Source organism: Enterobacter sp. Ap-867, from assembly GCF_011752855.1.
Classification (GTDB): domain Bacteria; phylum Pseudomonadota; class Gammaproteobacteria; order Enterobacterales; family Enterobacteriaceae; genus Cedecea.
The window spans coordinates 860559-886207 of sequence record NZ_VWWS01000001.1 but is presented as its reverse complement, the minus strand read 5'-3'; the positions used below and the strand labels follow the sequence as shown (position 1 = coordinate 886207).

Genomic DNA, 25649 nt, shown 5'->3' with positions numbered 1-25649 from the left:
GGAAGAATGGTATTTAGCTCGTTTTAAATACTGCTTCTTCTAGTTTCTTGACCCGTTCATCCAGTCTGTTTCTTTCTCTTCGTTGATACGCGGCCTCAAGCCAAAGGCACTGATCAGCTCGGATTCCCCATCTGTTTCCGGCTGGTGTTACCAATACTTTTCTCTCCGGCTCTGTCACTTCATGCCACGACTCTTTGATGAGAACTTTATTTATATAAGTTTCTCCATCTTCATTAGTCAAAAATTCATCTTTAAATTCATCTGGATGATGAATAACTTCGGCTGGAATAATGTCAAACTGGTCATCCCACTCATCGTAACAAAGTAACCCAAAAATAGTTCCATCTATTCCGCGTTTATCAAATGCCTCCTTCACTTGTTGAGCTATTACACCGAAATGCCACCTCGCGTCATCGCCTTTTTCTTTAATTGCACTCAGCCACTTGAACGCGATTAAAGACACATCACCCCATGCATCTAAAATTACATCTGAATTATCCTCTCCGCATAACCTCTCTGATAAATCACTTACTGTTATAGGCTTTGTTTTTTCTCTTCCATCGGAGGTGTTGATTACTCCTGTGCCAGCATGAACCTCGCTGAATCTATTTACCTGATCACCACAAGGGGTTAAGTTATCATTGCCTGGAGTAATCGCCCTGTTAAACGTCGCAGCCTGCTTTATTTGTAATCTGGTTTCTCCTGCGGCAACAAGTTGAATTTTATTATCACCAGTAACACCCATTGCCATTCCATTTCCATCAGTTGTGGCAAATCCGTAGAACGTACCTAACTGGTCGCCGCGAAAGTTTACTGGAAATAAAGATACTGAAGGATCTACACCAAATCCCGCGGAGCCGTTCTGGAACATTTTCCCGCCAAACGGCGAATAATATCCAAGACCACTAACTTGTCTGACGTTAATTGCAACGTTTGCACCGGCAGCCTGTAGATGTTCGATATACAACCCACTTTGCTCAACAATATTCCCAGCCCCAGAAAGAACCGTATCATTAATATATGCACCAATCCTGTTCTGTATTGTTCCAGAGCCACGATGAGATGGTGTTGAAATTAACCCTCTCATGTTTTCTAAAATTCCAGAACCGTCATAAAAAGTTCTGTCCTGGTAACTATATACGTGATTGTGTGTGTGAGGTCCTTTTAGTACAGTCGTCGCATCAAACGCGCCGTATCCGCCATAGTCCGTTGCTGTATCGATCACAGTCTTATCAGCAAAGGCGTGACAGTTTGTGGGGCCGTTCTGTATTAAACGAGATACAGTAATTGCATCTCGAGCCGCATCACTACCTGCCGGGATTGGAAGATTACCGACTACAAGATTCCCCGTGGCGCTGGCAGTGGAATCACCCGTGATATTCAACCGTTGCATCGCATCGCCACGCTTATCAACGGCGTTTTTTACTAATTCAACACCTCCATCATCCGCCAAATTTGCCCTCAGTGACGCATCTCCAACCGAGACCCACGCACCTTTTCCCACCCCGCCAGTGCTTTGCGGAGTTGAGCCAGCAGGTACGCGCTTTGGTATCTCACCATCCCAGCGGTAGTACTCCCCATCGGTTTCATCCTGAAGAATTTGATTTGGAAGTGTTAGCTCGTTATTTGGTAAAGGCGCACCGAGCTGGAAGCTCTTTAATGTGATATAGCCAAATGCAGAGATAGCTTGCTGCGCAATCCATCTTAGCCCTTCAATCGTGTAATGCTTCACACCAAATCTGTCTGTGTATTGCCACCCCATAGAAGTCACGAACTCATCAATTTTTCCCGCGTTAAATTTAAGATCGCGTGGGGATTCGCTTGGTACTGCGTTATTTGTGGGTTGGGTAGCCATAATTTTTCCAATAAAAAACCCGGCACATGGCCGGGTTGTGTTGTTAACAAATCGAGGGTTATGGGTAAATCAAATCGCTATATTCTGCGACGCTCAGAGAGACGGTGTTATCAGTGTTTGGTTTGATGCTGTTGACAGTCCATAGCTGACTGTCCAGTTCTTCCACGGTCGCAATCAGATAGCGCGACGGGAGCTGCACAGTGTCTCCGTTCCAGATATTGAGCTGTATGCTGGGGATCGCCGCACTGAAGCCGTATTTAGTGTCATGGCGGGATGTTGCCGGATATCGAAGTGTGGGAGTACCAAGGTTGTCTGTCACCAGGACATACATCGAACCGGTAAATGTGATCGGCTCGCTTGTATCAAAATTATTCCCAGTACGGCCAGTGATGTAACCCTGCTGCTGGTTACTGTCATAAATATCAGCTATCTGAACGACGCTACCGACTTGCATAATCCCGTCCTCAAACACTTTGGCGTTCATCTTCACCCGTGAGTAGATCAGACGCTTTGTTTCGCGTAGCGCGCGCTCCCGCGCCTGGTACTCGTTACGGAAGCCGACTATCTCCAGCTTGTTCGGGTTCTCTGCTTCCTGCTCGACAATGGCGCCGCTCAGTACGCGGTAGTTAATGTAGGTCTTGTTGTTCGTGGTCGGATGAACGTAGGACACCTGAACGCCATCGTAGCCACCAGGAAGCGTAGCCTCGTACGTCATTTTGTACTCGTCCGTCTTCATATTCGCCCGATTGAAAACGGCGGCCGGGTGAACAACTTTTTGATCACGGGTAAACGTCAGTACACCATCATCCCAATACGCTATGACAGATGCCGCATTGCAGATTGCCTGTACCCTATCACCGAGCGAGTCGTTTTCATCGTCAAAGGTGTAGTCGAAGTAGCCCAGGCGATTATCTGGCAGACTCTCGGCGATGGAATAAAGACCGTACAGGTCAATACCGCTCACCGACTGCTCACCCATGATTAACCAAGTGTGTGCCACGGCATCTGCAAAGGAGCGCGAAGCTCGCAACGTGTAGTCAACTGACTGCGTGTTCAGGTTGTAGGAAATGGTATGCCGGGTTACCAAAGCATTATATTTACGCTCACGGCTTCCGAGCGCGTTTTCAGTGGCTCTAACGCGTACTCGAACCAGAGTGTCGGTCGGGTGCACGACATTGGCCCTGATATTTACCGCATGAATCTCCTCTACTTTGAGTACGCTTGCATCGCTGGAGTTGTCAGTACGCTGAAAATTGATTGCATACTTACCAAAACCGCCATTCGGTGTGATTTTCGCCGTTCTGTAAAAAACCTCACTGGCTGAGTGGTGCGGCGTTCCCTGGGCAAAGTTAAATGTCTGCTCAGTTCCTGGTATCTGGTTATGCTCATCATCTATCTTCCAGATAACAACCTTCCAAAATGTCGAGTGATCGCCACCCAACTGAGACTGTGTATGTATCCAAAGTTGCGAGGACTCGACGGGTGAGAAGAATGGCCCCACCACAAGTGCTTCGTTGTCGTTCAGGACAAACTTAGTTGTGTTAATCGTCGCGTTGGAAGGTACGTCAGCGGGACCATCAAGTTTATCCATTGTGAATGTGTACCATTTGACTGGATTCACCAAGGAACCGTCATCAGACTCTGATGCACTGATAAGTGTGCCAGCAAATGTGGCGTCTTTTGTTATATCTCCGGTCGGCGTTGGATAAGTTACGCTTATTGTGAAAGTGACAGCGTGCGGAAGAGCAAGACCGATAAAGTATTCAAACTCAGCCTGTTTCACAATTTTCATCGCTATCTGTCCACCGGAGTATGTACCGCTCACAATGGTGTTAGCTGTTGCGCTCTCAACAGGGAAGTTGCTTGCCTCATTCTGTCCTGGAACTTCCTGTCCATCGACATCATCAAAGCCGTAACCTTCTACAATCTCAGGTATCACCTCACCTGGCTGGTAAAACTGAAATGACGCGCCGGCAAGCGACCCCAGACTGGACTCAGAATAACGAACAGATGAATAATCGTAGGTTCCGATACCTACGCACATCCATTCAGTGACGTATTTCAATCCTCCGTCGATATCGCTCTGCCTGACGTATTCAAAAATTGATTCCTGTATCAAATCCGGGAAAGAGCGAACCTGTCCGTAAATATCAGGCTTTGCTTTGTAAACACGAGCGGTGTTGGTCTGGCCCGTCAGGCTGTTGTTCGGGGAGTCGACGCTGTTTCCACCGGTGTTTGCGATAGCAGGCTTTGGTGCCAGAAACGAAAACACCTGACTAACAACTTTGAAGATTGGGCTCAGTATGTCGCCAACGATGCCTTTCGGCTGGTCAAATATCTGGATACAGTCCAGCTCGCTCAGCTCATTAGCAAGATCATCATCGTCACTCAGCTTCACGCCGTTTCGGACGATCATTAGGTCACTGTGGAGGGAGCCATCGTTAGCAGCCAGCCAGTCATAAAAAAGGGTGCCGTTTGGCACCCTGAAGCGTTCTTTTGGCGTTCCCGGGAAACGCTGAAGCTCAATCAACGCCATATTTGAAAAACTCCACTTTGGTAAATGCCCGCTGAATGACCAGTAACGAATCCATGCGCACGCTTCCGTTCTCGCCGCGAGAGTGCAGCGCCTTACGATTCAGAACCAGGCCAACATGAGCCGGTTGCGACCCTCGATACCCGACGAATATTCCGCCTTCTACCGGTTTATCTATCTGGCGCCAGAAAACCACGTCGCCCTGATAGCATGTGAAGAAGTCTTCCTTGGCTTCGTAGTCCGGAGTCTGGTGCAGTTCAATGCCGAGAACGTGGCGGTAATACAGCACCACCAGGCCCCAGCAGTCGACCCTGTCGAACGAGCAAGCCCGGTTAGCCCACGGCGTGCCAATCACCTTACTTATAAAATCAGAGGTACTGCAGACCGGTGTATTCGAGTGGATCATAAAGTCGACCTATATTGTTGTTCAGCGGATTAGTGACAGACAGGGTGACGGATGCCGCTTCAGCGTCGATATCCACCGTTTTGACATATAACTGCCACGACTTGATCGGCACCGATACGTCTCCGCTGTCGAATACCTGTCTCGTGGCCGTGATGGCTGTCAGCCTCGCCGCGCCTTTCCATTTCTTCATCAGCGATTTGATATCTGTAGACAGCCTCCCAAGCTTTACCGTCGCGTCGATCACCGGCGTACCGCTCTGCTGACTTTCTTCAATCTCAAATCGCGCTGGCGTGTAAGTCTGGCCACCAAGCGTCTTCGGGAAGAACTGCTTATCGACCAGGCGGACATAGCCAAATGATGGGTGATAGAAGGTCATGGTGTCGAACAGGCCGCGCGTCGGGCGCTGCTGCTTGTACTCCCTGAAGCTAGGCATTATGGAGCCCTCGGTAGTGATTCTGGATCACGCCCGTCCGGATAACCCGTCACAACGATATCCAACCGGCTATCCCAAGGCTGCGGCAGTTCAACAATGATGTCGTCGAATTCGTCGTCTGCGTTGTAGAGATGATTGGCTATAACCGTTCCAGTCCAAGTAACGGCACTTCCGTCAATACTGGTTTGCACTGGCATCTGTGTGAAATGCAATTCCTGCAGTTGTAGTCCACTCCCACCAAGATTGATATTCATCCTGAACCAGTTCAGGCCACGGTTGAGATAGTTAGGGCTGCGTAACCACTGCTGAAATGCTCGCTCTTGCGCTAGGGTGAAAATCCACGTCAGCGACCAGGTAACCTTCAGGTCATCGGTCTGGCTCTCAAAGATAGCCGGGCCGACCGCTGGCTGATCGGTCTGGAACCCGGTATCGAGCGTCATGTTTTTGCTGGTCTTCTGCGCCAGCGGCAGCCAGTCTGGATAGTCGATAATTGGCATCAGCCCTGCCCCCTCGGAGTGCGTTTAACGTTCATGTTGCTGGTTATGGCATTACTGATCGGGCCGCCATTGTTCAGGTCTGCAACGATGACATCAACGGTCAGACCGCCATTTCCGTCGGTACCTGCCTGTGCATCAACCGAGGATGACGTGTAGTTCTGGATGTTAATTACCACCCCGCCACCGCCCACTGCGGTCATATCCTTGTTGCTTATCACCTTGCCGTTATCACCCGGTATCATGTACTGTTTACCAGTGCTGGCCTGGTAAATCTCAGGCATGCCGCCCTCGCCTACCTGGTACATACCCCCAGCCGTGACAGGACCGCCATTCTTGCGCTTACCGAGCAGATTCGCCCCGACAACCCCAGCGACCGCCCCAAGCCCAATAGCTGCAGCCGTACCCATTGAGGCCACGGATGAAAGTATTGCCGCTGGAGTCCATGCTGCAGCTGTTGTGGCCGCTGCTGCGGTGCTGGTTGCTGTTTGCGTCGCCACTGCAGCTGTTTGAACTGCCGTTACAGTACCAATTGCAGCAGTTTGTGCAGCTTGTCCCATGATCGCAGATTTAACCCACTCGACCCCCATCTGAACGAAGGTATTAACAAGACTGTTGAGTGCATTGCTACCTATAGAACGAAGCGCATCCTCAGCAGACATGCTGCCGGTGATAATTCCTGTCAGGGCATTGGATGCGTTGCCAGCAAAGCTATCAAAGGCGGCTGCGGCAGCTTCGTTTCCTAAGCTCTGCTGGCGCCAGATTTCCCACTGAGCGGCGGTTCTTTCCTGCTCATACTGCTTGTTAGCTGCAGTCATAAGCGCAATACCGCGCTCGGTAATCGCGCCTTTCTCTGTTTCGAACTGTTGAATCAAAGCCAGCTTACGGGCGTTTTCATTCTGAAGTTGCTGAACCGGGTCGATTGAGCCGCGGGCGTCATTGATGGGGCTAACCACGGCATCAGAGCGAATTTTGGCGAGGTTGGACTGGTGCTGCTGCTCGGCTCTCTCTGTGGCCTGATTGAACTCGTCCTGAGTTATTTTCTTAGCATCGAGAGCTGTCTTGAGGTCTTTAGTCTCTTGCGTGTAGCGAGTTGATTCCTGTCGCTCCGGGATAAGCTTCTCTGCTGCTGCCTGGGCTTTAAGTGCGTTGGCTGTATCCCATATTTCTGCTGCGTAATCTCCTGCTTGCTTCTTCTGAGCCTCGGTTGCGCCTTTACCAAGCGAAAGTTGGGCATTCAGGATTGCCTGCTCTCTGTTAAGGTCTTTCGCGGACTCTGCGGCAAGTTGGGATTTGTTTTTGAGGTCATCCAGTTTCTGATTTACTGAATCAGCCTGAGACGCTGATTTTTTACTCTCGCTATTTGCTTCCTTCTGAGCCTTGGTGTTCTTCTCAGTTTGGGCGTAGCGATCCTGCAGTTGTTTTGTAACCGGGTCATTGGCAGCCAGACCAACATCTTCTGCATCATATTGTGCCTGCAACCTTGCTCTGGCCTCGCCCTCAAGTTTTGATAGCGCAAGACGTCGCTCTGCGTTCTGAATCAGCTTCTTAGCTTCTGATGAAGGTTCAGGCTCTGCCGCTTTTCCAGATTCAGAAGCTTTTTTATTTAAGGAGTCAAGGCTCTGCATAGTTGCAGCCATTGCGGCAATGGCCGCCTCGCTTGCATTTGGTATCTTTGTTCTCAGGTTGTTTGCAAGAACATCAAATGCAGCATCAGATTCCTTGGCTTTGGTGTTAAGTTGCTCCTGTATTTCAGCCTGCTGATGTTGTGTTTTATTAAGCTTATCTGTTGCATCGCTAAGGTCCCTTTTCCTTTGACTTAGCGTATAAAACCATTCATTTGCTTTTTGAACATAACCGTTTGTTTGGTCTTGCTCTACACCAAACTTCCTTGCTAATCCTATATACTTTTCGTACTCACGCTGAGCATCCGAGACGGAATCATTAAGATCATCAATTTTTTCTTTCTGTGCAGTTATTGATTTTGCTATGTCAGCCAAAGTCCCCTGCAGTTGAACCTGATTCATTTCTCTCATTTTGGCGATTACGCCATCTAGAGAGTCTGCGAAGTTAATTGACTCTTCTTTAGCCTGCTTAGCCTGCTGCCAGAAATAGAATATCGCAGATGCTGCCAGCATTGCAGCACCGGCAGGGCCGCCAATGAAAGAAAGAGCGCCTTTCAGCAAGGTAGCTGAAGCCGCGTAGACCCTGTTTGCAACCGAAGCCTGTTGCGTGGCCGCTGCAAGTCTTGCTTTTGCAGCGGCTGCCGCGTTATCAGCTGCAACTATATTTTTCTGAATTGCTGCATACTCTGCCTGGTAGGAGACCGCTAGGCCATACTGTTTATTTATTGCTGCCTGAGTTGCCAACTGGCGAGCTTTAGCCTGCTCAGATGCAATAATGGCCTGAGAGTTTTTTATCTCGGCTTGAGCGCTGGCAATCGTAGCCTTGGCGTTATCGTATTCAGCCTTCTGCTGCCTGATTGTTGCTGTAACGCCTGAAACTTTAGCCTGTGCCGCCATCGTTAACGCGCCAACATAACGACTCCCCATGATTGCAGCAACACCGGTTAAAGCCACTCCAAGTACGTCAATGTTCTCACTGATGCTGACAATTGAAGAATTGAACGTTGCAACACCGGATTTTACGGTGGAGTTTTCACCGAAGAATTTCGTGATGTTATTGCCAGCCACTTCTAATGCCTGGCTAATCGTCGTGGTAGTATTAGCGAACTCTTTACCTATCGCATCCCCTTGGGATAGCAATCCTTTTACCACTACATCGGTAGTCAGCTTGCCTTGCGCTGCCAGCTCACGCATCTTACCGACAGTGACACCCATCGAATCAGCAAGAGCAACGATTAATCGGTTCCCCTGCTCATTAACTGAGTTAAACTCCTGGCCCCTTAACGCTCCGGATGCAAGCCCCTGAGAAAGTTGTATAACGGCGTTTTTAGCTTCCTGCGCTGTAGCTCCAGAAACTATGAACCCCTGATTGATTATTGTTGTAAGCTTTGCAAGTTCGCTGGCACTGGCTCCATATGAGCGAGTCGCCCTCTCCAGCCTTGAGTAAAGAGTAGCCGTGGCTTCTAAGCTGCTTCTTGTCTGCTGAGTGATGTTAAAAACAGTTTCAGTGACATCCGCCAGCTGCTGATTAGGCCTGATGGCATTTGATAGCTTATTGTTTAGTGTTGTCCATGCGTCAGCATATTGCGCCACCTGCTGTACAGACAATATTGCCATCAGTGAAGCAGCAACTCGGCTTAAACCTGAAAATGATGAGGCAGTGGAAGATGCTGAGCGACCAGCTTTATCTAGCCCATTTGATAGCCCGGAGGTGGAGCTTCCAAGCGAATCGAGCCCACCTTTTGCTCTTTTGACGGAGTCCATCAGGCCTTTTGTTTCAAGGTCTACTTCGTAATAAATACCGCCTAAATCCTGCGCCATATTTTTCTCCGGGCATAAAAAAACCCGCCGAAGCGGGCTGATCAAATATCAGTATTTGACGACAAACAATCAAGTGATAGCCTGATGTAAATCTCAAAAAGGATAAATGATGACTAAGTTCGATAGAGTATTGCAAAAGGAAATACTGGAGTTATGCGCAATGATGTATCCCTATCCAGCACAGTTTCTGGCATACGTCTTACCTTCAATTGAACCATTGATCAATAGTGAGTTTAAGATTGACAGTGAGAGAAAGATTAAAGCCAATCTCTTCTACCTAAGAGACCATGGCCTGATAGATTTTATTGGTAACCGCGATTCGTACTATTTGTCCATACTCGAAGAAATGACAGCCACTTGTAAAGGTATTGATTTCATAAGAAACGATGGTGGACTTTCTGCCATCCTTAATGTGCAAACTGTTAGGCTTCATCGGGATACTGTTGTGGTTCTTGAAGACTTGATCAATCTTTCTGGAATGAATACGCAAGACAAAGAAAAAGCAAAGTCATTGCTTGGGGAACTTTCTTTAGAAGCGCTGAAATCCGTTGTTCAGGCCGCTATTAATGCTGGACTTAAGGCTATTTCTTAATAAAAAATCCTTGTGCGTGACTACAAGCGAAAAAGCAGATGCATTGTACAAATCCTGAACTACCTACCAAACGGTGTTCCGCAATTCGTGCTGTTATCAACACACCCCCTGTCTCTTACCTTTTCCATTCGATGGTCACGACGCATATTTCCTGATCCATCTACCTTATAGATTGGTGACGATACTCGTGTTGAATTCTTATCTGAAGAATACATCTCATCGCTGGATGCGCAAGATGCCAGCAGGGTCAATGAAATAAGAATAAATATTGCTCTCATGAATAGCATCCTCCTTGGCTAGATTTAAAATCCCATACCAACATATCACTACTGATATTGCGAAAAAATAAACGTTTAATAAACAAACAAAGCTTGTCTTTGCCATTTGCAGACTACCCTTTTCAATCCGATTGTGCCAAATTTCTCGCTTTTTTCGCAAAATAATCATCGACAACGCTATCATATTCTTCTTTCGTGAAACCTTTTTGATCCGGGTATTTGGTGTTGAGCAGCAACTGGAACTCGGTCATGGTCAACTTCATCGCTTCATCTTTCGATATGCCGAAGTGTGAGCGGGCGGCGTTGATGTATTCGATAGCGTGAAATTCTCTCGTCATCTGGCCTGATTCGTTGCGCTGCAGCTTGCGAACTTTCGCCTTTCCAATAATGCCGTGGGTGATAAGCGAGCTGGATATCATCACCATCTCTTCATAAGACATCGCTCCTGGCATCCAGATTAGCTCACCTGTACGACTGCGGCTCGGCACCATTGCGCCGGTCAACGATGCACAGTCATCATCGCAACACGCCTGCAGGATGTTTATTGCCGCGCCAATCGCTTTGTCGGCAAACCCCGGCTTACTGACGTATTCCATCAGCCACGCAGGAACGCTTCCGTAAGCTTCATAGGCGCGAGCAAACAGCGGTGACACTGCGTCATGGTTTAAGTCGTAAAAGTCCTGCACAATCTCTGCTGGCGAGCCTATGCGCGTCATTGCAGCGAATGATGGGCGAAAGAAGTATTCGCGGCGGCCAGCGCCGATAAGGCACTCGCCAATTTCAGTTAAAGGTGTCATTGCTCCCCCATAATCAATATCGAGGGCCCACAGGAACCCTCTGTATTAATTACGCAGTCACGGTGATAGCTGCAGTATCGGTCTTGGCACCGTCCTCAGTAGTCGCAGTGATGGTCACGGTGCCTGCGGCGACGCCAGTCACCAACCCGGTATTGCTCACCGTCGCCTTGGTGGCATCGGAAGATGACCAGGTAACAGCTTTGTTAGTCGCATCAGCCGGTGCGATAGTAGCTGTCAGTTGACGAGTCGCTCCCACAGCGACGGATGCGGTTTTCGGGGCTACGGTGACGCCAGTAACCGGAACGTCATCTGCAACGTCTGTAACCTGGACGGTGGAACCATCAGCCACTTTAAACTCGGTGGACAGAGTCACGATGTCATCAGTGCCGCCGTCATTACTGAGCGCGGTGATAACCATGTAACCCTGAATCTGAATCTGCCCAAAGGTCATGCGTACCCACAGCGTAGGCTGGCGGCCTGCCGTTGCCTCTGCGACGTAATACTTGATGAATTTATACACCCCGTACTGGTCGGAACGGTCGTTTACACGAACCTCGCCCTCAAAGGATAGCGTCAGGTCGTTAGAGGTAACGATATTCTCAACCCAGCCTTTCGTATCGTCAGCTGATGATGTGGTCGTGTTCGGGGACATATCGAACGTCTTTGATGTGCCAGGCATCAGCAGCTTGAAATCTGCCTCCGTAGGCACCGCATCGGCGCAACCATCAGCCACTTCCAGAATGACGGCGCGGCCAAAGAGTTTTGTATTATCGGTCTGACAAATTGCCATGTCTTAGGCCTCTTATGAGCATAAAAAAAGGCCGCACATAGCGACCTGGTTGATTTGGTGTTTGGTTAATCGCTGCCGAATAGGCAGGCGAACATGAGGCGGTAAACGAGCCGCCCCTCAGATGTCTGTATTGGCGCTGGAATGCCGCCGAGGTTGGTTATCTGGCCCAGGCATTTGCTGACCAATGGATTTTGCTTCACGAACTCGATGATGCGGTTAACGGCGTCGTCTGCCTTCTGATACTCGGTCACGCCTTTAGCGGAAATGACATCCACCATGACGAAGTAATCACCGCTGATATCTTTATCGATATTTGAACCGCCAGACGGTCGAAACACGATGTAGCTTTTCGCCAGGCGCTTATCGTTAGGGTCATCAGTCCAGACCAGCAACTGAATGTTGAGCCCTTCGGTCAGGCCGCTATCCATAAAAACATCACGCACTCGCTTGTACATTGGAGGCGTCATAGGCTCAGCTCCTTGTGGATGATTGCGGCCACCTTGTCGGCGTTATCCTTGAATGCCTTCTCAAGGAACTTCGGCTCGCCTGAAGGGTCCCAATAGTTACCGCTGCCGTTAGCTCTTGGCCTGCCCCTGAGCTTACCTGATGCCTCGTGAACGTAAACCGCATAGTTGGCAGAGTATCCTACACGACCGGTTACGCGCGTACCGTTGACCAGCATTTCCTGATACTGCGAGTTAACAAGGTAAGAGGTGTCTATTGGAGTCATGGTCGCCGCATCTGCGCCAATGATGAATAGCGCCGACTTGATAGCCCGGCCAACTTTCCTACCCTGCACTTCACCGAGTAGAGCATCCAGTTTCTGCTTGGCCTGGCTGACGCCTTTCACTTTAACAACCATATCAAGCTCCGGTCAGAATTGCATAGTCATCAACTGTGCGCTCAAAGGTGTCGGCATAGCGGATAACCTGCATCACCTCATCGGCACCGGCACTAAACGGGTCAGCGTCAGTTGACTGGCCTATCAGGATGTAATCGCCGCGCTTTGCCTCCGCGAACTCAGTCCAGAAGGTGTTCTTAACGGTGATTTCAGTCCCGATGCTGCCGATTTTCGCAGACAGGCCGCATTGATAGTCAGCCATGATGGTTTCAGGGTCTGACCAGCCTAACGAGTCGCCATTCTCAGCAAAGCCAAGGTTTCGCCAGATGGTGCACGGAGCTGTGTAGCTCCAGTTAGCAACATTACTCATTCTCTCCACCTCAGAACCTGCGCACCGGTCGCCCGGATTTTCTCGCAGCTCATGAACCACTCGCCGTCAGATTTCACGTAACCGGTAGTCTGCCTTCCGGTATCGGTCATCACCCACACGCGGACGAATTGCTCAGGCATTCTCTGCTTCACGGATATCCACATCAGCGGTCACCACACATACAGCCACCTTTCCCGATCCAGATGCCAGCAAAGGCCTTCTTGGTTGGGTCTGGTGGGATGAGTCCGTTAGCGCATCCGTGCTTATCCAGGCCGCGAAGCAGAGCAGTAGCTCCTGACCAGCGATCACCGAAAGACTGATAACGGAATGACCTTGAGGCACCAGATGGGGCTGACTGACTGGATAAGTACTTATCCCCCTGTCCCAGCCCCATCAGTCCTAATAGGTACATCTGAATAAGCAGCGCGGTGGCTTCAGGATAATGAGCGTCCAGGCACTCCTGAATGCTGTTGGCCTGCTCAACGAGAGCCGATAGGATGAAGTCAGGCAGCTCAATCCCTTGCCCGGTTAGATATTCTTTGGCTTGCTCAAGAGTAACCATGACTCCTCCGGTAAGCTGCCCTGCCGAAACAGGGCGTAAAAAAACCGCTTTCGCGGCGGTTATTCTTCTTGCTTAGGCTTTCGGCCTCGACCAGAAGCCGCTGCCGGTGTGGCCGGGGTTAACTCCCCTGCCGCCTCGCCCTTAATCAGCCGAAGGTGTGGCTGAAGAGCAGGGTGTAGCGTGTCCATATCGACCACGTCACCAACCGCAACGCCATGCCACGGCTTCACGACTTCATACCTAGCCATAAGGCCTCCTTAAGCCAGGTTGGCACCGTAAAGAACACCGGACAGGCCTTCGCCATCGCGCTTAACCTGCAGACCCATAGCAGACATGATCTGGAAGTTGTAGTTCGACTGAGGCATCGGGCGCGGCAGTGGCACAACACCAGTAGCCATACCGACCAGTGGAGTAACCACGTCCTGACGGCGCTGGTAAGCGATGAATTCGTTACCTTTCAGTGCAAAGGTAGGCTTGATAACGCCAACCGGAGCGAACGGAAGAACCGCTTGCTGCACAGTTCCGGTAACCGCACCGTTAACCACGTATGGCTGCATCAGGTTTGCCCAGATTTCTTGAGATACCCACAGCACATCGTAAACAGCTACTTTGTTGTTGCGAGCGGTCTGGCCGAATGCGCCTTTGCCGAAGAAGTTGATCAGCTCAATAGCAGTCGCCTGTGTCAGGTCGATGTTCACACCGCCAGCACCAGAGCCGAGGTTAATCTTCACGGTATTGCGGTGGTTCTTCAGGCCCTGCGCCTTGTATCCCTGCACAGAGATATTGGCGTCACCGTTTAGGGTGAAGTTGACTACCCTCTTGTTGAACTGGCGCATCTTTGCAGTCTGCGAGTCAAGCACCAGGTCAATGCCGACAGTTTGCAGGCCAGCAGCGTGACGCCAGTTGACACCGTAACCGGCAGTGAATACCGGAATCGGGTCGCCGTCGCTGTCGTACTCAGTGTGGTCGAAGGAGTATGGCGGCTGGCCGTCCATACTAATGCTCACGTCATCAGCGATATCGCCGACGAAGTTATACAGCTTGGCGGTCTTGCCGATTGGTAGCACGGTCTGAACGCCCATCAGGTCGTTAACGATTTCCATGCCGACTTCCTGATCGCGCAGCTGGATAATCTGGCGGTCAATCTCAGCCCAGAAGTCACGAGTCAGGCCGCCGACTGCGTTAGCAGCCAGCATTTCATTGGTCATGTAAGATCGGTTGGCGGCAATCATGCCATCGTTCTGAGCATTCCAGATGTTGCGGTTAGCCCACAGCTCTGCCCAATGACCTTGCAGGCGGCTATTAACTGCCAGCGTTTCGGGAGTGAAAAACATGTGTTATGTCCTCTTGTTATTATGCGCTGGCGGCAACGGTGCCGACACGGAAACGAACGCGGATGAAGTCGGTGGAGCTTGCGGCGATAGTCGCCTCATCCTGCGAGTAACCAATCACCGAATCGGTGTCAGCAGTAGCCAGGGTGAATTGCCCGTTGGTGCCGAGCTTGATAGGGCTGTCTTTCTTGTACGCGCCAGGCGCACAAAGCACGGCCAGTTCACGACCTTCTTCGACATAGTTGCCGATAGCGGAATCGCCAGCAGGAACAGCCTCACGAATGTTCAGCCCCTGGTGATATGCCACGTCGATGACATACACACGGCCTTTCAGCGCGGTAGCCTGTGAGAACTGGTTGCTTGCATTGATGGTTGCCAGAGTGCCAGGAAGAAGCGCAGCGGCGGCAATGCGGGTTTCGGTCTTGTACAGAGACTGACCGTCGATATTAACGCGACGATAGCGGCTAGCCATTATTGAGCGCCTCCGAAGTGGGTTTTAGGGTCTGGAGCACCGGCTTCCTGATGGCCTTGAGCTGCGTTAGTACCCAGCGGAGCGGCTGAGCCCAGCGACTTAAACATCGCGTCCAGTGCATCACCGGCCAGCGCGTTAGCAACGATTTCACCGTGAACCTTCGCCACCGCTTCGCGCTTAGTCTTCTCTTCAGCGCGGGAGTTGGCAGTCAGGGTTTCGGCCAGTTGGTTGTGGTTGGTTTGCAAGCCGCTGATGGCCTCTTTAATCGGATTCAGGGCTTCACTGATGTTCGCAGCCAGGCCTTTACCGATTTCAGTGATCAGCTCTTGTTTCTCTTCTGTGGTTAAAGGCATGTCGCCCTCCGTTTTGTGGTTGGTTGCAGGTTTCCCCTGCCATGTGAAAAGTGATTTGAATTTGTTTGCGGCGATTTCCACCCATGACTCCTGGCGAGCCACCGCGCTTCCGGTGTCATCAATGGTGATTTTTCCGCCGTCGCTGGAGTAAGCGAAGACCTCTGCCTTGCCGCCGTTACGCACAATGACGACTTGCGAATCGGTGAAGTCAGCCACCCAGGCATAATCATCCGGGCCGGTGGCAAACTTGTCGCGCACAGCGCGGTCGAGGCGGCTTTCGCGTTCGCGGTAGGATTCACCTACCAGCGCCCCGGAGTTAGTCTTGATTGGCGTTGCCAGGTCAGCGTTAACCATCAGACCCACACCCTGCTCAGGAGTGGCTGCGCCTACTTCATGCAGCAGGATTGCGTCATGATCCATCGAATGAATCTTTGCCACCCAATTAGCACCGAGAGACTTTTGCTGCTCGTTAGCCTCAAGCTCTTCCAGGAATACGGCCACGCTGGTATGAATCGGTGGCACATCCTCGCCACGATGAATTGCCTCTACGCGCTCAAGAAGCTCTCGCCCCTGTTCTGACTGATTGGCAACTACCGTATCGACCCACTTCTCGACGTAGACACGGTTACCGGCCTTCTTGGCGTTGCGGTTCCATGCGCCAATGTGACCCTGATTGATACCCTCAGGGCTGAATGCAGAGACGAACTGACCATTTACCTGAGGATGCCCAAGCGGGGCGAGAGTGCCATCCAGACCCTGATAGTGGGCGTCAATTTCCTCTGCCGGGTACAGGCCGCCGTTCATCACAACGTTGGCAGGAAGCGTATAGCTAGGCAGCACCCAATGCTCGCGCCCGTTGTAAACCTCTTTGCGGATAGACTGATTGTTAACTTTGGTGGTGACGTTTACTTGCATTGCCATGATTAACCCTTAGCCCACTGGTAGCCACGGGCTGATATGTTTTCGAATGCCTCTTTGGCGCGTTTAATTGGCGTGTCAGATACTGGCTTGCCTTCATCGTTGACCAGCACAGAAACCGTGGAGCATTTGCAGTTGATTGAGTTGCCATCCTGCGACCACCACTCTCGCTGCTCGTCTGCGGTGAATAGTTTTGCGTGTCGCGCTGCGTGGCTGTGTCGGGTTGTCGGGCTTAGCGCTGAAATGTGAAGCTGTTTTGTCTTCAGCCCGAATTCATCTTCGGCCTGATCCGCTTCATCCATTCTTGCCTGCCGGAGCGCATTGGTTATCTCGGTGCGAGCCACCCGGTTTGCGCGGCGCTTCTCGATGCCTACTTGCTGAGTTAGTGACTTAGCCACTTCTGACGGCGGCAGCCCACGACCAATGCCATTGGTCAGGATGCGCGACATATCAGCGACGATTCCGGCAGATAGCCCTTTCATCTCTTCGAACTCACGAGCCCTAAGCAGCACCAGGCGGCGCTGATAAACATCACTCAGCAGAATGTCTGCGATGCTGTTCTGTCCGGCTGCATACACATCGGACTGCTGATACAGATTGGCAAACTCCTGAGCCGTGCCGCGCTGATATGACGGCTTAACGTAGCCATCAAAGAACCAGAGATTGAACTCACCGCCCTGGAGCATGATTTGCTCAACTAACGACTGGGCGTTACTGAGAAGCATCGTTAAGAGCCCCTGGTCTAACTGGAAGGTGTATTTCTTGTTTACTGCGGGAGATGCGGGGATGCGGTTTAGTGCGTCGATGTATGCCTGACTGGATTTCTTTACTCGCTTCGCGAATTCATTCATCGCTCCGCGCTCCAGCCTATCTACCCCTGTCGGGTCGGCAAGGTTACCGGGTAGAATCGCCGGTTTAGGTTTCTTCTTCCTCGTCGTCATCTTCCTCACCTAATGGCGCTGGCGAACCTTCGTAACCGGCAGCGGTTCGAATCTCATCGCCAGTGAATGGCTGCTCACCCGCCCCCTGCATGGTGCTGTTGATTTGCGCCATCTTGTATGCGGCATCCAGTTTCTCTGTGTCGGTCTGCGCGTTCAGGTCATCCCAGATAACGGCGCTTTCCGAAACATCGTCTATAACCTTCAGGCCGATGAGCTTCTGCACAAAGTCGCCAATCTCCAGCGACAAGTCTTCGCGTCGAGACTGGCAGCGGGCGTTGAAATATCGCTGATCTTCCATACTGGCTCGCTCACCGGTCTGCATGCCAACCATGATTTTGGTCGGGATGTCGAGTGCGGCGGCGGCGGTCTGTAGGTTGACGTTGTAGGTCGGCTGCGGGTCAGCAACGGATGTAACCAGAGGTGTAACGCTTGCGCCTTGAGTTGTCAGGGTGGTGTCGTTGCCCCGGTTAACCTCAACGGCTACCTCGTCGAATCTGGCCTGAAGCTCATCGACCGGCACTCCATACATTGAGGCGAGGTTATTGAAGTCGATATCCTTCTCGAAGTTGATGTTCAGCTGCCGCGCTGCGTTCTTCAGGAATGACTCACCGGAACCACCCTCAACCTTCTCCAGGCTGACAAAGGCGTTGTAGGCTGGCTCAAGGAAGCCGATAGCATCAGAGGTGTAATCGCCCAGGATGAATACCCGGCTTGGGTGGATGAACACACGGCGAGTTGAGCCATTCGGTAACTGTTCGGTGTACTGCCATTGCTTAGGCTGTCCGTAGGTAGCGGAATTCTCGCTAGTGTCCCACTCTGAAACCGTGAGAGCACCAGCCCATGCGGCTGTAATCTTCTCCAGGCCACGACCTTTTACCGCCTCATCTTTCCACTGCTTTCCGTCCTTGATGTGCAGCAGCAAGCCAGCATAGCGACCTACCAAACGGCGGCGGTCAGCCTCTGCGAATACTCGCCAGAATCGGTGGCTCAGCACCGGCTTTAACTTCCGCTCCCATGCTGTTTCTTTCTTCGCGTCGTCCTGGTTGTCACCCTCAATCACCTGCGGATTAGACTTCCAGCAGTTACCTATAAGCTTCTCTACAGCACCGTGAGCGATGCCGCCGCGACGATATAGCTTGTACAGGTCATTGAATGTTAATTCGTCTTTGAAGCCGTATTCGCACCATGCTGATGCGCGTTTGGCATCAAGCCCCGTTGATGGGGTTAGCAGCATCTCACGGGCACGAGCGAGCCGTGCATCACTGATGGCGTGATTCACTGCGAGTTGTAGGTTTTGGTTCATGCTGTGTCCGTTTGGTAGGGTTTATCTGCCTTGCAGGCGTTTAGGAATCATCATGCCGACCGGTTGAGAGCCGCCCAATTCAGTAAGCGCGTAAACCATCGCGTCAAGCCTGTCTGGTGACTTCTTGGCAGTTGTTGGCACGTATTCCATCAACTGATTCTCCAGCGTGTACAGGTTGCCGTTGTGAGCCACTCTGCCTTGTTCGTACAGGGCAGATATTGGCTCAGCACGAGCGTATTTACCCTTGCTGGCGTGAACTCGGATTATGCGGCCTTTGAACCCAGCGTTGCGGAGAGTCTCCTCTGCCATGTCGCCGCCCTGGTTAGTTTCGATAACTATCGCGTCAGCATCATGTTCCTCATGAGCGAACATGGCTTTCTTAGCCCATCCCGCAGGAGAGTATTTGCCGCTGTAGTCAGCATCGACTGAGAATTGTTTCTTATCACCCGCGCCGTAAGCGCTGGCTACTGCAATGCCTGTCTCATCGCTCTCGTCACTGTTAGTTGCCTGGGGGTCAATTGCCACCACAGTACGAACCTTGTCATGCCTGATTTGCAGCTCATGAGCAGAGCTGATCATCTGCTCATTCCACAGAGCGCCCTCAGCGTTAAATCTGCGTGGCTTCTGCATGTACTGCGCTTCAGCAGTACGACGGTGAGAGAAGAGTGCGGTGCGGTGCGATTCGTTATGCTTGAAAGGCCACAACCAGCCATCAGGCAAGCCGTGGTCTATAGGTATGGCGTGAGTGTTTTCCGGGTACTGTGCGGTGTACGCCTGGCTGTTATCGACAAGCACCGGTAGGTTCAGGTGATGCCACATTTCACCGCTGCCGCCTCGCAGCAAATAGCCGCTCAGGTCGTGATAGTGAATGCGCTGCATAATCACAATTATCGGCGTTGTCTCTATCGCCAGTCGTGATTTGATTGTTTCGTTGAAGCGGTTATTAACGCCGTCCCGGACTGTTTCGCTGTATGCGTCATCAGGCTTTACCGGGTCATCTATAATCAATGCGCCTTGCCAGCCAGACTCCATATGACCGGCACGAAAGCCAGTCACCTGACCAGCTGCTGATGAGGCGTAGACGCCGCCGCCAAAGTCATTCCACCACATAGCCTTGCTGTCAGCGTCATCGCGAAGAGTCATAGGCCACATAGACTGATAAGCCTGTGACTTAATCATGCTGCGTGCGGTAGAGGAATTCAGCAGCGCCAGGTTGTGCGAGTACGACAGGTGCATGAAGCGAGCGCGGTTGTTTAGTGACAACCCTCGACCCATCATGTTAATGGTCGCCAGCTCTGTTTTTGTGTAGCCTGGCGGAACGTTGATTACCAGTCGCTTAATTTCGCCGTCGATAACGCGATCTAATGTCTGCTGTATCACCTTATGGTGAGATGCAACAATCATCTTGCCGCCAGTGCGCTGCTTGAAGAAGTATCGGGAGAAGTAGAGTCCGTCCTCTTCGCACTCTATCTTTCGCGCATAGTTACGCTGCTCAACAGTCGTCATCCTCCAGCATCTCCCGGCGAGCAGCCTTGTATTCATCTTTGGTAAGCGCGGCTACTTCAATCGGACCGCCATTCTTGCCAGTGTGTTCATGAGCAGCTTGCTCTTTAAACGCCTGAACAGAAACGTGCTTGCCTAGCAGCTCAAGGTTCTTAACTTTATCCGGCCACTTAATCTTCTTCAGCAAAGCTGCCGTGCTACCTTCTGATGCCATCTCCATTACATCCATACCTGATAGCGTTGTGCGCCAGACCTTCGGCCAGTCAGCAATTGGCTTTAGTTCACCGGTTGACATGAGGATGTCCAGCACGTCCATTTGGTCTATCTCAACAAGACGATGAAGGACATACGCAGCATTAATAGACAATTCCTCGTTGCGCTTCGCTTTTAGTTCGGCAATTCTGGACTGGATGTCAGGTTTCGTTAAGTTTTCGCAACCTAACGCGCGGGCGGTTTTTTCGCTGTACCCCGCCCGAATAGCCGCCTGTGTGGCGTTTAAATCGATGAGGTACTCGCGACAGAACATTTCTTGTTTGTCGGTGAGTGCCATGTGCATACCTAAGAGGGATTTTAAATGGAAAGATTAATTAAGCGTCACAGTTCATATGATGCAACCTTACTTTCTGATGCGCTCGCATGTTACGCAGCCAATATAGAGGATGCCTACTTACTTGTAGGAGCTAAGCCTGGTAAGGACTATTCAGTGAATGATATTTTCACCTTGGCGATGCGCTACATGGAGTTGAATGGCACAGAAAATATAGGTGGAGTTTTCCACACTGACACAACAGTCTGTGGTCAGCAGTAGTTATTTAGAACAATCATCTGGTTCGTGTTGATACTTCCCCGATCCATTTGATACCAACGCCATTAGAAACTTACATAAAACTCTGTCAAGGCCACCATTCTGATGACCTTTGCAGAACTTTATAATTACCCTGATTCATCCACCGCAGTTCAGGTTGACTGCTAATGAGGGATAACCCGCTTGTGCGGAAACCCGGTGTAACCCGTTACTGATTAACTCCATCCACTCGCATGTAAGGAGCCCGCTATGGCGGCATGGTCTTCGTTGAGATGGAGAGACTGCGACGGGGTGACGCTGTGGTTATGGAAATAAATAAGCCACCCGAAGGTGGCCTTTGGAATGATGATAAAACAGCCAAAGATCGTTAAGAACTTTTCATCCGGTACGGAGAAATGCTCCCGGATTTCATGATGAAGCTTCCGTGCTTTTCATTACAGCTTGCTTCTACTTCAGCATACATTCGATCTTGTAGCTGCTCGACAGTTTCGTTCTCCACAGCTGCAAGAAAATGCATTCCTACGCAATTTTCTAATCCTGGTGCCGAATACTTATAATTCAGCACCCACACAGCAACGTCATTCATTTTTACATCCATACATTTACCTTCTTTTTTTACAACATACTGGAAGATATGTTTGGACTTTAGGGCAACTAATCAACCCACCCACCCTTTCATAAACAAAACTAGATCACGCATTGCTGCCTGATGTAGTCCTGCAGGTAGTTAACCTGACCGGTCACTGTTTCGATTCGCTGTCGGAGAGTGAAATAATCCCGTTTAACGACATCAGTAAGTCCGGATACTGTCACGCAGCACTAACGGCTGACACTAATCGCTCATTAATGTGATGCAAGTCACATTTAATTTGACTTATCTCAAATTCTCACTAAAGTCTCGCAGGAGTTTTTACGGTAAATGGATGAGTAAAATCTTAATCTTCAGCGGGATAAGTGATGTCACCTCCCGCTTATTTTTTCTAAATACAGACCAAAAAACTCCAGTTATTCAAGTCAAGCTGAAACCGGATCGGAATACTTATTGCTGTTTTTTAGCTCTTTGCTTGCTCCAACCAGGATTAATATCACTCGTTCACGAGTAAATAATTTGTCCAACTAAACGGGTTTCGATTTGTTAACGAAGATATGCCACCTTTGCCTCAAGACTAAAGAGCATTTCAAATCATAAACAGCATCGAAAAAAAAACCGCTCGGACAGAGCGGTCTAAAACAAGGCATAAGAGAGCAATACGCGGAAACCGCTAACCAAGCTTAGAAGGTAATTTCACTTTAGATAGGACATTTCAAAAATAATTTATTTATTCCTAAAAACTTTAAAAACAAGTTGATTAGTTCAGGAAACCCCGTACAGTAGCGCGACTTTGTAACGATGATGCTGTTTGCATCCTCTCAGGAATAGAAGGATTTCCTGCTCCTGAGAGTTTTTTTTAAAAGAAAGCAAAAAAATTCACTTTCGTAAGATTTCAAGCAAATCCTTTTCAAACAAACCCGTGCTTTTACACTCAACGGGCTTGACCTTATCGTTTCCATCCGAAGTGACTAAACCCACAACACCTGTAACAACCACGCTCACATTGCTACCTTCTCCTGCACTCCATATCTGGGTCACAATTCTTGATTGCTCCTGTATATTTTGTGTTTGCGGAAGCGCGGAACAGTCCAGATAGGTACTTACTACTCCCTCATCACTACTAACAGCCGCTACTATACCGGTGGTGTTGTCCTGCACCGACGGGTTAAGCCTTTTTTGCTGATAGTAAGCTGTTACTGCATTGAAAAGTTCTTGCGGTTTACGGTTACCAATTTTAACGATCGATGCCGCATCATCCATACCCGGAGCTTTTGTTTGAGTAGAGTCTCCCTGAGCGCCTGGCTTTACTGGCCCATAGACATTTATGCAGCCACTGAGTAGCAGCACAACAGCAGGTATTAGCTTTCTCATAATAGTTAGCGGTAATAAAGTGTCGTGCAGCCTGCCAGACTGATGCACAGGATAGCCAAAAGGAAAAATTTATATCTCATATGTAGATTCCTTAGTGATTAAGTAATGCCTTCATTGATGCTGCCTGGTTCGCACACTGCTGCCGGATATATTCCTGAAGCCCTGCTATTTGCTTGTTGCTGATTTCAATTCGTTCCCGGAGACGGAAATAATCCCGTTCAGCGGCGTCAGCAAGTCCGGGGCTGGCTGCATCATCCATGCCGGGGGGGCTGGCGGCGGTACGCACTGGCTTACAGGTAGCGTTGAGGTGCAGCCGCTTATCACCAGCAGCAACATCGTGCTGCAGCTGCTCAATAGTCTGTTTTGCATCTGCCAGCTCCTGAGTGTATTTCGTATCGAGCGCTGCAACATCGCGCTGCCGAGTCTGCATATCGTTGATTGCCGCGGTAGCTTGGCTCAACTTCGTGTTTGCTGCGTCTCTCTGCTCTTTGTATGCAAGAGCGTTTGAGCGGTAGTGATCGACTGCCCAACAGAGGCTAAACAGGATTGCAGCCACTACAGCACAGCTAATTATCGTTGCGCGGTTCATTTCTGGCTCCAGTTGCAAACCTCGCGCTCCACCTCACGCCGATTCATGAGCCCTTTCCACTGCTTGCCACCGGCATAAGTCCACTGTCGCAGGCCATCACACGCAGCCTGATAATTCCCAGCGTTGAGTTGGAGTAGAAGTGAAGAACGCTCGAATGCTGCCACCCCAACGTTGTAGCTGAAACTGATGAGCGCCGCTTTCTGATATTCGCTAGTCGGCACCTTCACGGAGCGTTCGACGGAGCGTGCGAATGGCTGCAGGTCTTTATCGAGCATCGCTTTGCATTCGGCCTGTGAGTACGTTTTGCTCTTGATAATGTCGGCACCCGTATGGCCGTAGCAAACGGTGAGTATCCCGGCGACGTCGTAATACGGCGTATAGCGAACGCCTTCCAGATCGTTCAGCATCGTACCGGCTATTGCTATTGCGCCAGCACCTGACATGCCGAGTAGTGATTTTCTCAGTGCTGGATTCATGCTTATTCGCCTCGCGCAGCTTTGCGCCTGTCTTCTTTGATTTTGAAATAGAGACTGGTTAACCAGGTAAGAAGCCCAAAGAACAAGCTACCTATTACGCCTATGGCCGCCCACTGCTCCGGGGAATGGCTATCCAGTAGCCTGTTAAACCAAAAGACAGCACCTCCTCCTGAAGTACCGTAGGCAATGCCAGTTGATAGTTTGTCCATGCGATACATCTCTCACCTCCCGCTTACGGGCTGTGCTGTGTGTTATTGAAGGGAAAAGTGAATGCGCATTGCGCTTAGTGTTTTTGGTTTGCGCTCACCCCGTTACCGCTATGCGCTACAGAGGGATGAGGGTTGCTCCGGGATTTGGGATGAACGCAAAACAAAAAGCTACCGATTTTGGGAGGTTTTTATTAAACAACTTTGTTAATAACATCCCGAGTTGGATTTAAAACTGAATGAAAAGGAATGTCTTATGGGCAAGGTTATGTATGTTTTAGCCGCATTGTTTGGCTTGGCCGCTGCTTTAATGTGGTTTCTGTCAACAAGCACAAAAATCCCTGTGTTAGTTGATAGCGAAAATCATTGGGCAGCTGGACTTACTGTGGCAGCAGCAGCATGTGGAGTAATAGGTCTTTTTTCTAAAAAATAAAAACAAAAAGCCACCGGCGTTAACCAGTGGCTTTTAATGATTGGTGATGGCTAAAGTTGCGTTTTGGCTGTCGCCACACAATTCAGCTTTTAGGCTTTTGATGTCCCAGATTCATGAGCGTTGTCATCTTGCTATTCATCACCTCGCTCTTTCGCTATTGCTCCCGAGCATACCTGAAAATATACACTTTCATTTCGCGATTGCAACCCTTTTAGGAAAATATCTCTATTTAAGCTGCTATTTGTGAAAACTCATTCTCCAATTCACGTTTCAATGCATAAAACATTTCTGCATCCAGGATGTTTGAGCACCACACGACTCGCCGACGAGCAGCCTGAACATCCAGGCCTGTGTGGTAGTTAATTAGCCTGGCAATGTCTTGCGGGCATTTGCGCTCGCAGTATTGTTTAATGGCTACATCGCGAACCGGGCTATCACGGTTAATGGTTTTGCAGAGCACCCTTTCCACGAAAGCGGCATCATCTAATTCTTTGGCGAGAGCGATGATGTTGCTTATCGAGGATTGAGGTATTACCAGGTCGCGAGCCCTGCGGTACAGCTCCTCCCCGCGCAGTCCTTCTTCATCATGTAGCATGGTTACCACCCTGCAAATCTGGTCTGACTTATCCTGGCTCCACTGACTCCGAATCATCAGCCTTCCGATCACGTTTACTGCTCCAGCCGGAGAATCATCACCGCGATTAACCCGTCCCCATACCGCCAGCATGTAGTGAACCCATGCCTGTTGCTTTTTGGTGATGGTCTTCTTGGTGTACTTCCAGGTTCTGCGGAGGTGGGATTCGTCGGTGATGGATGGAAGGTGATAAATAGCGTCTACTCGTCTCATGCTCTGCCCTTATCGGCCTTAGCCATATATCTGTCTGCCTGAATCAACGCATTGCATTCCCGCGCCAGAAGAGAGCGGCGCTTAAATCGGAATGGTGGGAATGCTGAGTGCT

General features: G+C 50.3%; 30 protein-coding genes and 1 pseudogene. 3 read left to right on the top strand and 28 right to left on the bottom strand.

From position 1 onward, the window contains the following. Positions 1-13: 13 nt before the first annotated feature. The 6 genes from F3J26_RS04260 to F3J26_RS04235 are packed head-to-tail and all read right to left on the bottom strand — an operon-like array spanning position 14 to position 9167. The gene (locus tag F3J26_RS04260; protein WP_166991759.1) at positions 14-1855 is read right to left on the bottom strand and encodes a tail fiber/spike domain-containing protein; all 1842 of its coding nucleotides are present in this window, start codon (positions 1853-1855) and stop codon (positions 14-16) included. Positions 1856-1913: 58 nt separating this feature from the next. After that, a complete protein-coding gene (locus tag F3J26_RS04255; RefSeq protein ID WP_166991756.1) occupies positions 1914-4391 on the bottom strand; it encodes a host specificity factor TipJ family phage tail protein in 2478 nt (825 codons plus the stop codon). Beyond that, the gene (locus F3J26_RS04250) at positions 4378-4794 is read right to left on the bottom strand and encodes an NlpC/P60 family protein (RefSeq protein WP_205246346.1); all 417 of its coding nucleotides are present in this window, start codon (positions 4792-4794) and stop codon (positions 4378-4380) included. The genes F3J26_RS04255 and F3J26_RS04250 overlap by 14 nt, the downstream gene beginning before the upstream one ends. After that, positions 4757-5227: a hypothetical protein gene (locus F3J26_RS04245; RefSeq protein WP_166991753.1), complete on the bottom strand. Its 471-nt coding sequence runs from the start codon at positions 5225-5227 to the stop codon at positions 4757-4759. Before F3J26_RS04245 ends, F3J26_RS04250 begins: the two co-directional genes overlap by 38 nt. Continuing rightward, a complete protein-coding gene (locus F3J26_RS04240; protein WP_166991749.1) occupies positions 5227-5724 on the bottom strand; it encodes a hypothetical protein in 498 nt (165 codons plus the stop codon). The genes F3J26_RS04245 and F3J26_RS04240 overlap by 1 nt, the downstream gene beginning before the upstream one ends. After that, the gene (locus F3J26_RS04235) at positions 5724-9167 is read right to left on the bottom strand and encodes a tape measure protein (RefSeq protein ID WP_166991746.1); all 3444 of its coding nucleotides are present in this window, start codon (positions 9165-9167) and stop codon (positions 5724-5726) included. The genes F3J26_RS04240 and F3J26_RS04235 overlap by 1 nt, the downstream gene beginning before the upstream one ends. Before the next feature lie 109 nt (positions 9168-9276). On the opposite strand from F3J26_RS04235, the gene F3J26_RS04230 reads away from it, so the two are divergent. Next, a complete protein-coding gene (locus F3J26_RS04230) occupies positions 9277-9759 on the top strand; it encodes a hypothetical protein (RefSeq protein WP_286180182.1) in 483 nt (160 codons plus the stop codon). Positions 9760-10159: 400 nt separating this feature from the next. Here F3J26_RS04230 and F3J26_RS04225 read toward each other — a convergent pair whose 3' ends face one another. From F3J26_RS04225 to F3J26_RS04155, 15 genes are all read right to left on the bottom strand, one after another. Beyond that, a complete protein-coding gene (locus F3J26_RS04225) occupies positions 10160-10834 on the bottom strand; it encodes a DUF6246 family protein (RefSeq protein ID WP_166991742.1) in 675 nt (224 codons plus the stop codon). A gap of 49 nt (positions 10835-10883) precedes the next feature. Then, the gene (locus F3J26_RS04220; protein WP_166991739.1) at positions 10884-11624 is read right to left on the bottom strand and encodes an Ig-like domain-containing protein; all 741 of its coding nucleotides are present in this window, start codon (positions 11622-11624) and stop codon (positions 10884-10886) included. A 65-nt stretch (positions 11625-11689) separates the two neighbouring features. Beyond that, a complete protein-coding gene (locus tag F3J26_RS04215) occupies positions 11690-12091 on the bottom strand; it encodes a phage tail termination protein (protein WP_166991737.1) in 402 nt (133 codons plus the stop codon). After that, positions 12088-12486 carry an HK97 gp10 family phage protein gene (locus tag F3J26_RS04210; RefSeq protein ID WP_166991733.1) on the bottom strand — a complete coding sequence of 133 codons (399 nt, stop codon included), beginning with the start codon at positions 12484-12486 and terminating at the stop codon, positions 12088-12090. Before F3J26_RS04210 ends, F3J26_RS04215 begins: the two co-directional genes overlap by 4 nt. 1 nt (position 12487) lies before the next feature. After that, positions 12488-12835: a hypothetical protein gene (locus F3J26_RS04205; RefSeq protein ID WP_166991731.1), complete on the bottom strand. Its 348-nt coding sequence runs from the start codon at positions 12833-12835 to the stop codon at positions 12488-12490. Further along, complete coding sequence (locus F3J26_RS04200) at positions 12832-13002, bottom strand: DUF551 domain-containing protein (protein ID WP_166992911.1); 171 nt, start codon at positions 13000-13002, stop codon at positions 12832-12834. Before F3J26_RS04200 ends, F3J26_RS04205 begins: the two co-directional genes overlap by 4 nt. Next, a complete protein-coding gene (locus F3J26_RS04195; RefSeq protein WP_166991728.1) occupies positions 12999-13397 on the bottom strand; it encodes a DUF7370 family protein in 399 nt (132 codons plus the stop codon). Before F3J26_RS04195 ends, F3J26_RS04200 begins: the two co-directional genes overlap by 4 nt. A gap of 59 nt (positions 13398-13456) precedes the next feature. Then, entirely contained in the window at positions 13457-13645 is a 189-nt protein-coding gene (locus F3J26_RS04190; RefSeq protein WP_166991725.1) for a glycoprotein, read from the bottom strand. 9 nt (positions 13646-13654) lie between these two features. After that, on the bottom strand, positions 13655-14731 hold the full coding sequence (locus F3J26_RS04185) for a major capsid protein (protein ID WP_166991722.1): 1077 nt from the start codon (positions 14729-14731) through the stop codon (positions 13655-13657). A gap of 19 nt (positions 14732-14750) precedes the next feature. Beyond that, a complete protein-coding gene (locus tag F3J26_RS04180; protein WP_166991719.1) occupies positions 14751-15200 on the bottom strand; it encodes a gp53 minor capsid family protein in 450 nt (149 codons plus the stop codon). After that, positions 15200-16474 carry a hypothetical protein gene (locus F3J26_RS04175; RefSeq protein WP_166991716.1) on the bottom strand — a complete coding sequence of 425 codons (1275 nt, stop codon included), beginning with the start codon at positions 16472-16474 and terminating at the stop codon, positions 15200-15202. The genes F3J26_RS04180 and F3J26_RS04175 overlap by 1 nt, the downstream gene beginning before the upstream one ends. Before the next feature lie 2 nt (positions 16475-16476). Further along, positions 16477-17412, bottom strand: a complete 936-nt coding sequence (locus F3J26_RS04170; protein WP_166991713.1) for a phage minor head protein — start codon at positions 17410-17412, stop codon at positions 16477-16479. Continuing rightward, positions 17387-18715 carry an anti-CBASS protein Acb1 family protein gene (locus tag F3J26_RS04165; RefSeq protein WP_166991710.1) on the bottom strand — a complete coding sequence of 443 codons (1329 nt, stop codon included), beginning with the start codon at positions 18713-18715 and terminating at the stop codon, positions 17387-17389. Before F3J26_RS04165 ends, F3J26_RS04170 begins: the two co-directional genes overlap by 26 nt. A 21-nt stretch (positions 18716-18736) precedes the next feature. After that, a complete protein-coding gene (locus F3J26_RS04160) occupies positions 18737-20221 on the bottom strand; it encodes a phage terminase large subunit family protein (protein ID WP_166991707.1) in 1485 nt (494 codons plus the stop codon). Continuing rightward, positions 20208-20768, bottom strand: coding sequence for a terminase small subunit (locus F3J26_RS04155; RefSeq protein ID WP_166991704.1), 561 nt, complete (start codon positions 20766-20768; stop codon positions 20208-20210). The genes F3J26_RS04160 and F3J26_RS04155 overlap by 14 nt, the downstream gene beginning before the upstream one ends. A gap of 24 nt (positions 20769-20792) precedes the next feature. Between F3J26_RS04155 and F3J26_RS04150 the strand changes: the two genes are divergently transcribed. After that, positions 20793-21026 carry a hypothetical protein gene (locus F3J26_RS04150; protein ID WP_166991701.1) on the top strand — a complete coding sequence of 78 codons (234 nt, stop codon included), beginning with the start codon at positions 20793-20795 and terminating at the stop codon, positions 21024-21026. 364 nt (positions 21027-21390) lie between these two features. Here F3J26_RS04150 and F3J26_RS04145 read toward each other — a convergent pair whose 3' ends face one another. The 6 genes and pseudogenes from F3J26_RS04145 to F3J26_RS04120 all read right to left on the bottom strand — a co-directional run bounded on the left by F3J26_RS04145 (position 21391) and on the right by F3J26_RS04120 (position 24269). Continuing rightward, positions 21391-21609, bottom strand: a complete 219-nt coding sequence (locus tag F3J26_RS04145; RefSeq protein WP_166991698.1) for a hypothetical protein — start codon at positions 21607-21609, stop codon at positions 21391-21393. Positions 21610-21710: 101 nt separating this feature from the next. Continuing rightward, positions 21711-21821: pseudogene (locus tag F3J26_RS04140) on the bottom strand (lysis system i-spanin subunit Rz); the annotation flags it as partial. A 670-nt stretch (positions 21822-22491) separates the two neighbouring features. Continuing rightward, positions 22492-22875, bottom strand: coding sequence for a hypothetical protein (locus F3J26_RS04135; protein ID WP_286180181.1), 384 nt, complete (start codon positions 22873-22875; stop codon positions 22492-22494). 202 nt (positions 22876-23077) lie between these two features. Continuing rightward, positions 23078-23575: a lysis protein gene (locus F3J26_RS04130; protein ID WP_166991690.1), complete on the bottom strand. Its 498-nt coding sequence runs from the start codon at positions 23573-23575 to the stop codon at positions 23078-23080. Beyond that, positions 23572-24051 carry a lysozyme gene (locus F3J26_RS04125; RefSeq protein WP_166991687.1) on the bottom strand — a complete coding sequence of 160 codons (480 nt, stop codon included), beginning with the start codon at positions 24049-24051 and terminating at the stop codon, positions 23572-23574. Before F3J26_RS04125 ends, F3J26_RS04130 begins: the two co-directional genes overlap by 4 nt. A gap of 2 nt (positions 24052-24053) precedes the next feature. Further along, complete coding sequence (locus F3J26_RS04120; protein WP_166991684.1) at positions 24054-24269, bottom strand: phage holin; 216 nt, start codon at positions 24267-24269, stop codon at positions 24054-24056. A gap of 244 nt (positions 24270-24513) precedes the next feature. Between F3J26_RS04120 and F3J26_RS04115 the strand changes: the two genes are divergently transcribed. Next, positions 24514-24690, top strand: coding sequence for a hypothetical protein (locus tag F3J26_RS04115; RefSeq protein WP_166991681.1), 177 nt, complete (start codon positions 24514-24516; stop codon positions 24688-24690). A gap of 229 nt (positions 24691-24919) precedes the next feature. On the opposite strand, the gene F3J26_RS04110 is transcribed toward F3J26_RS04115, so the two are convergent. Then, a complete protein-coding gene (locus F3J26_RS04110; RefSeq protein ID WP_166991678.1) occupies positions 24920-25537 on the bottom strand; it encodes a hypothetical protein in 618 nt (205 codons plus the stop codon). Positions 25538-25649 lie beyond the last annotated feature (112 nt).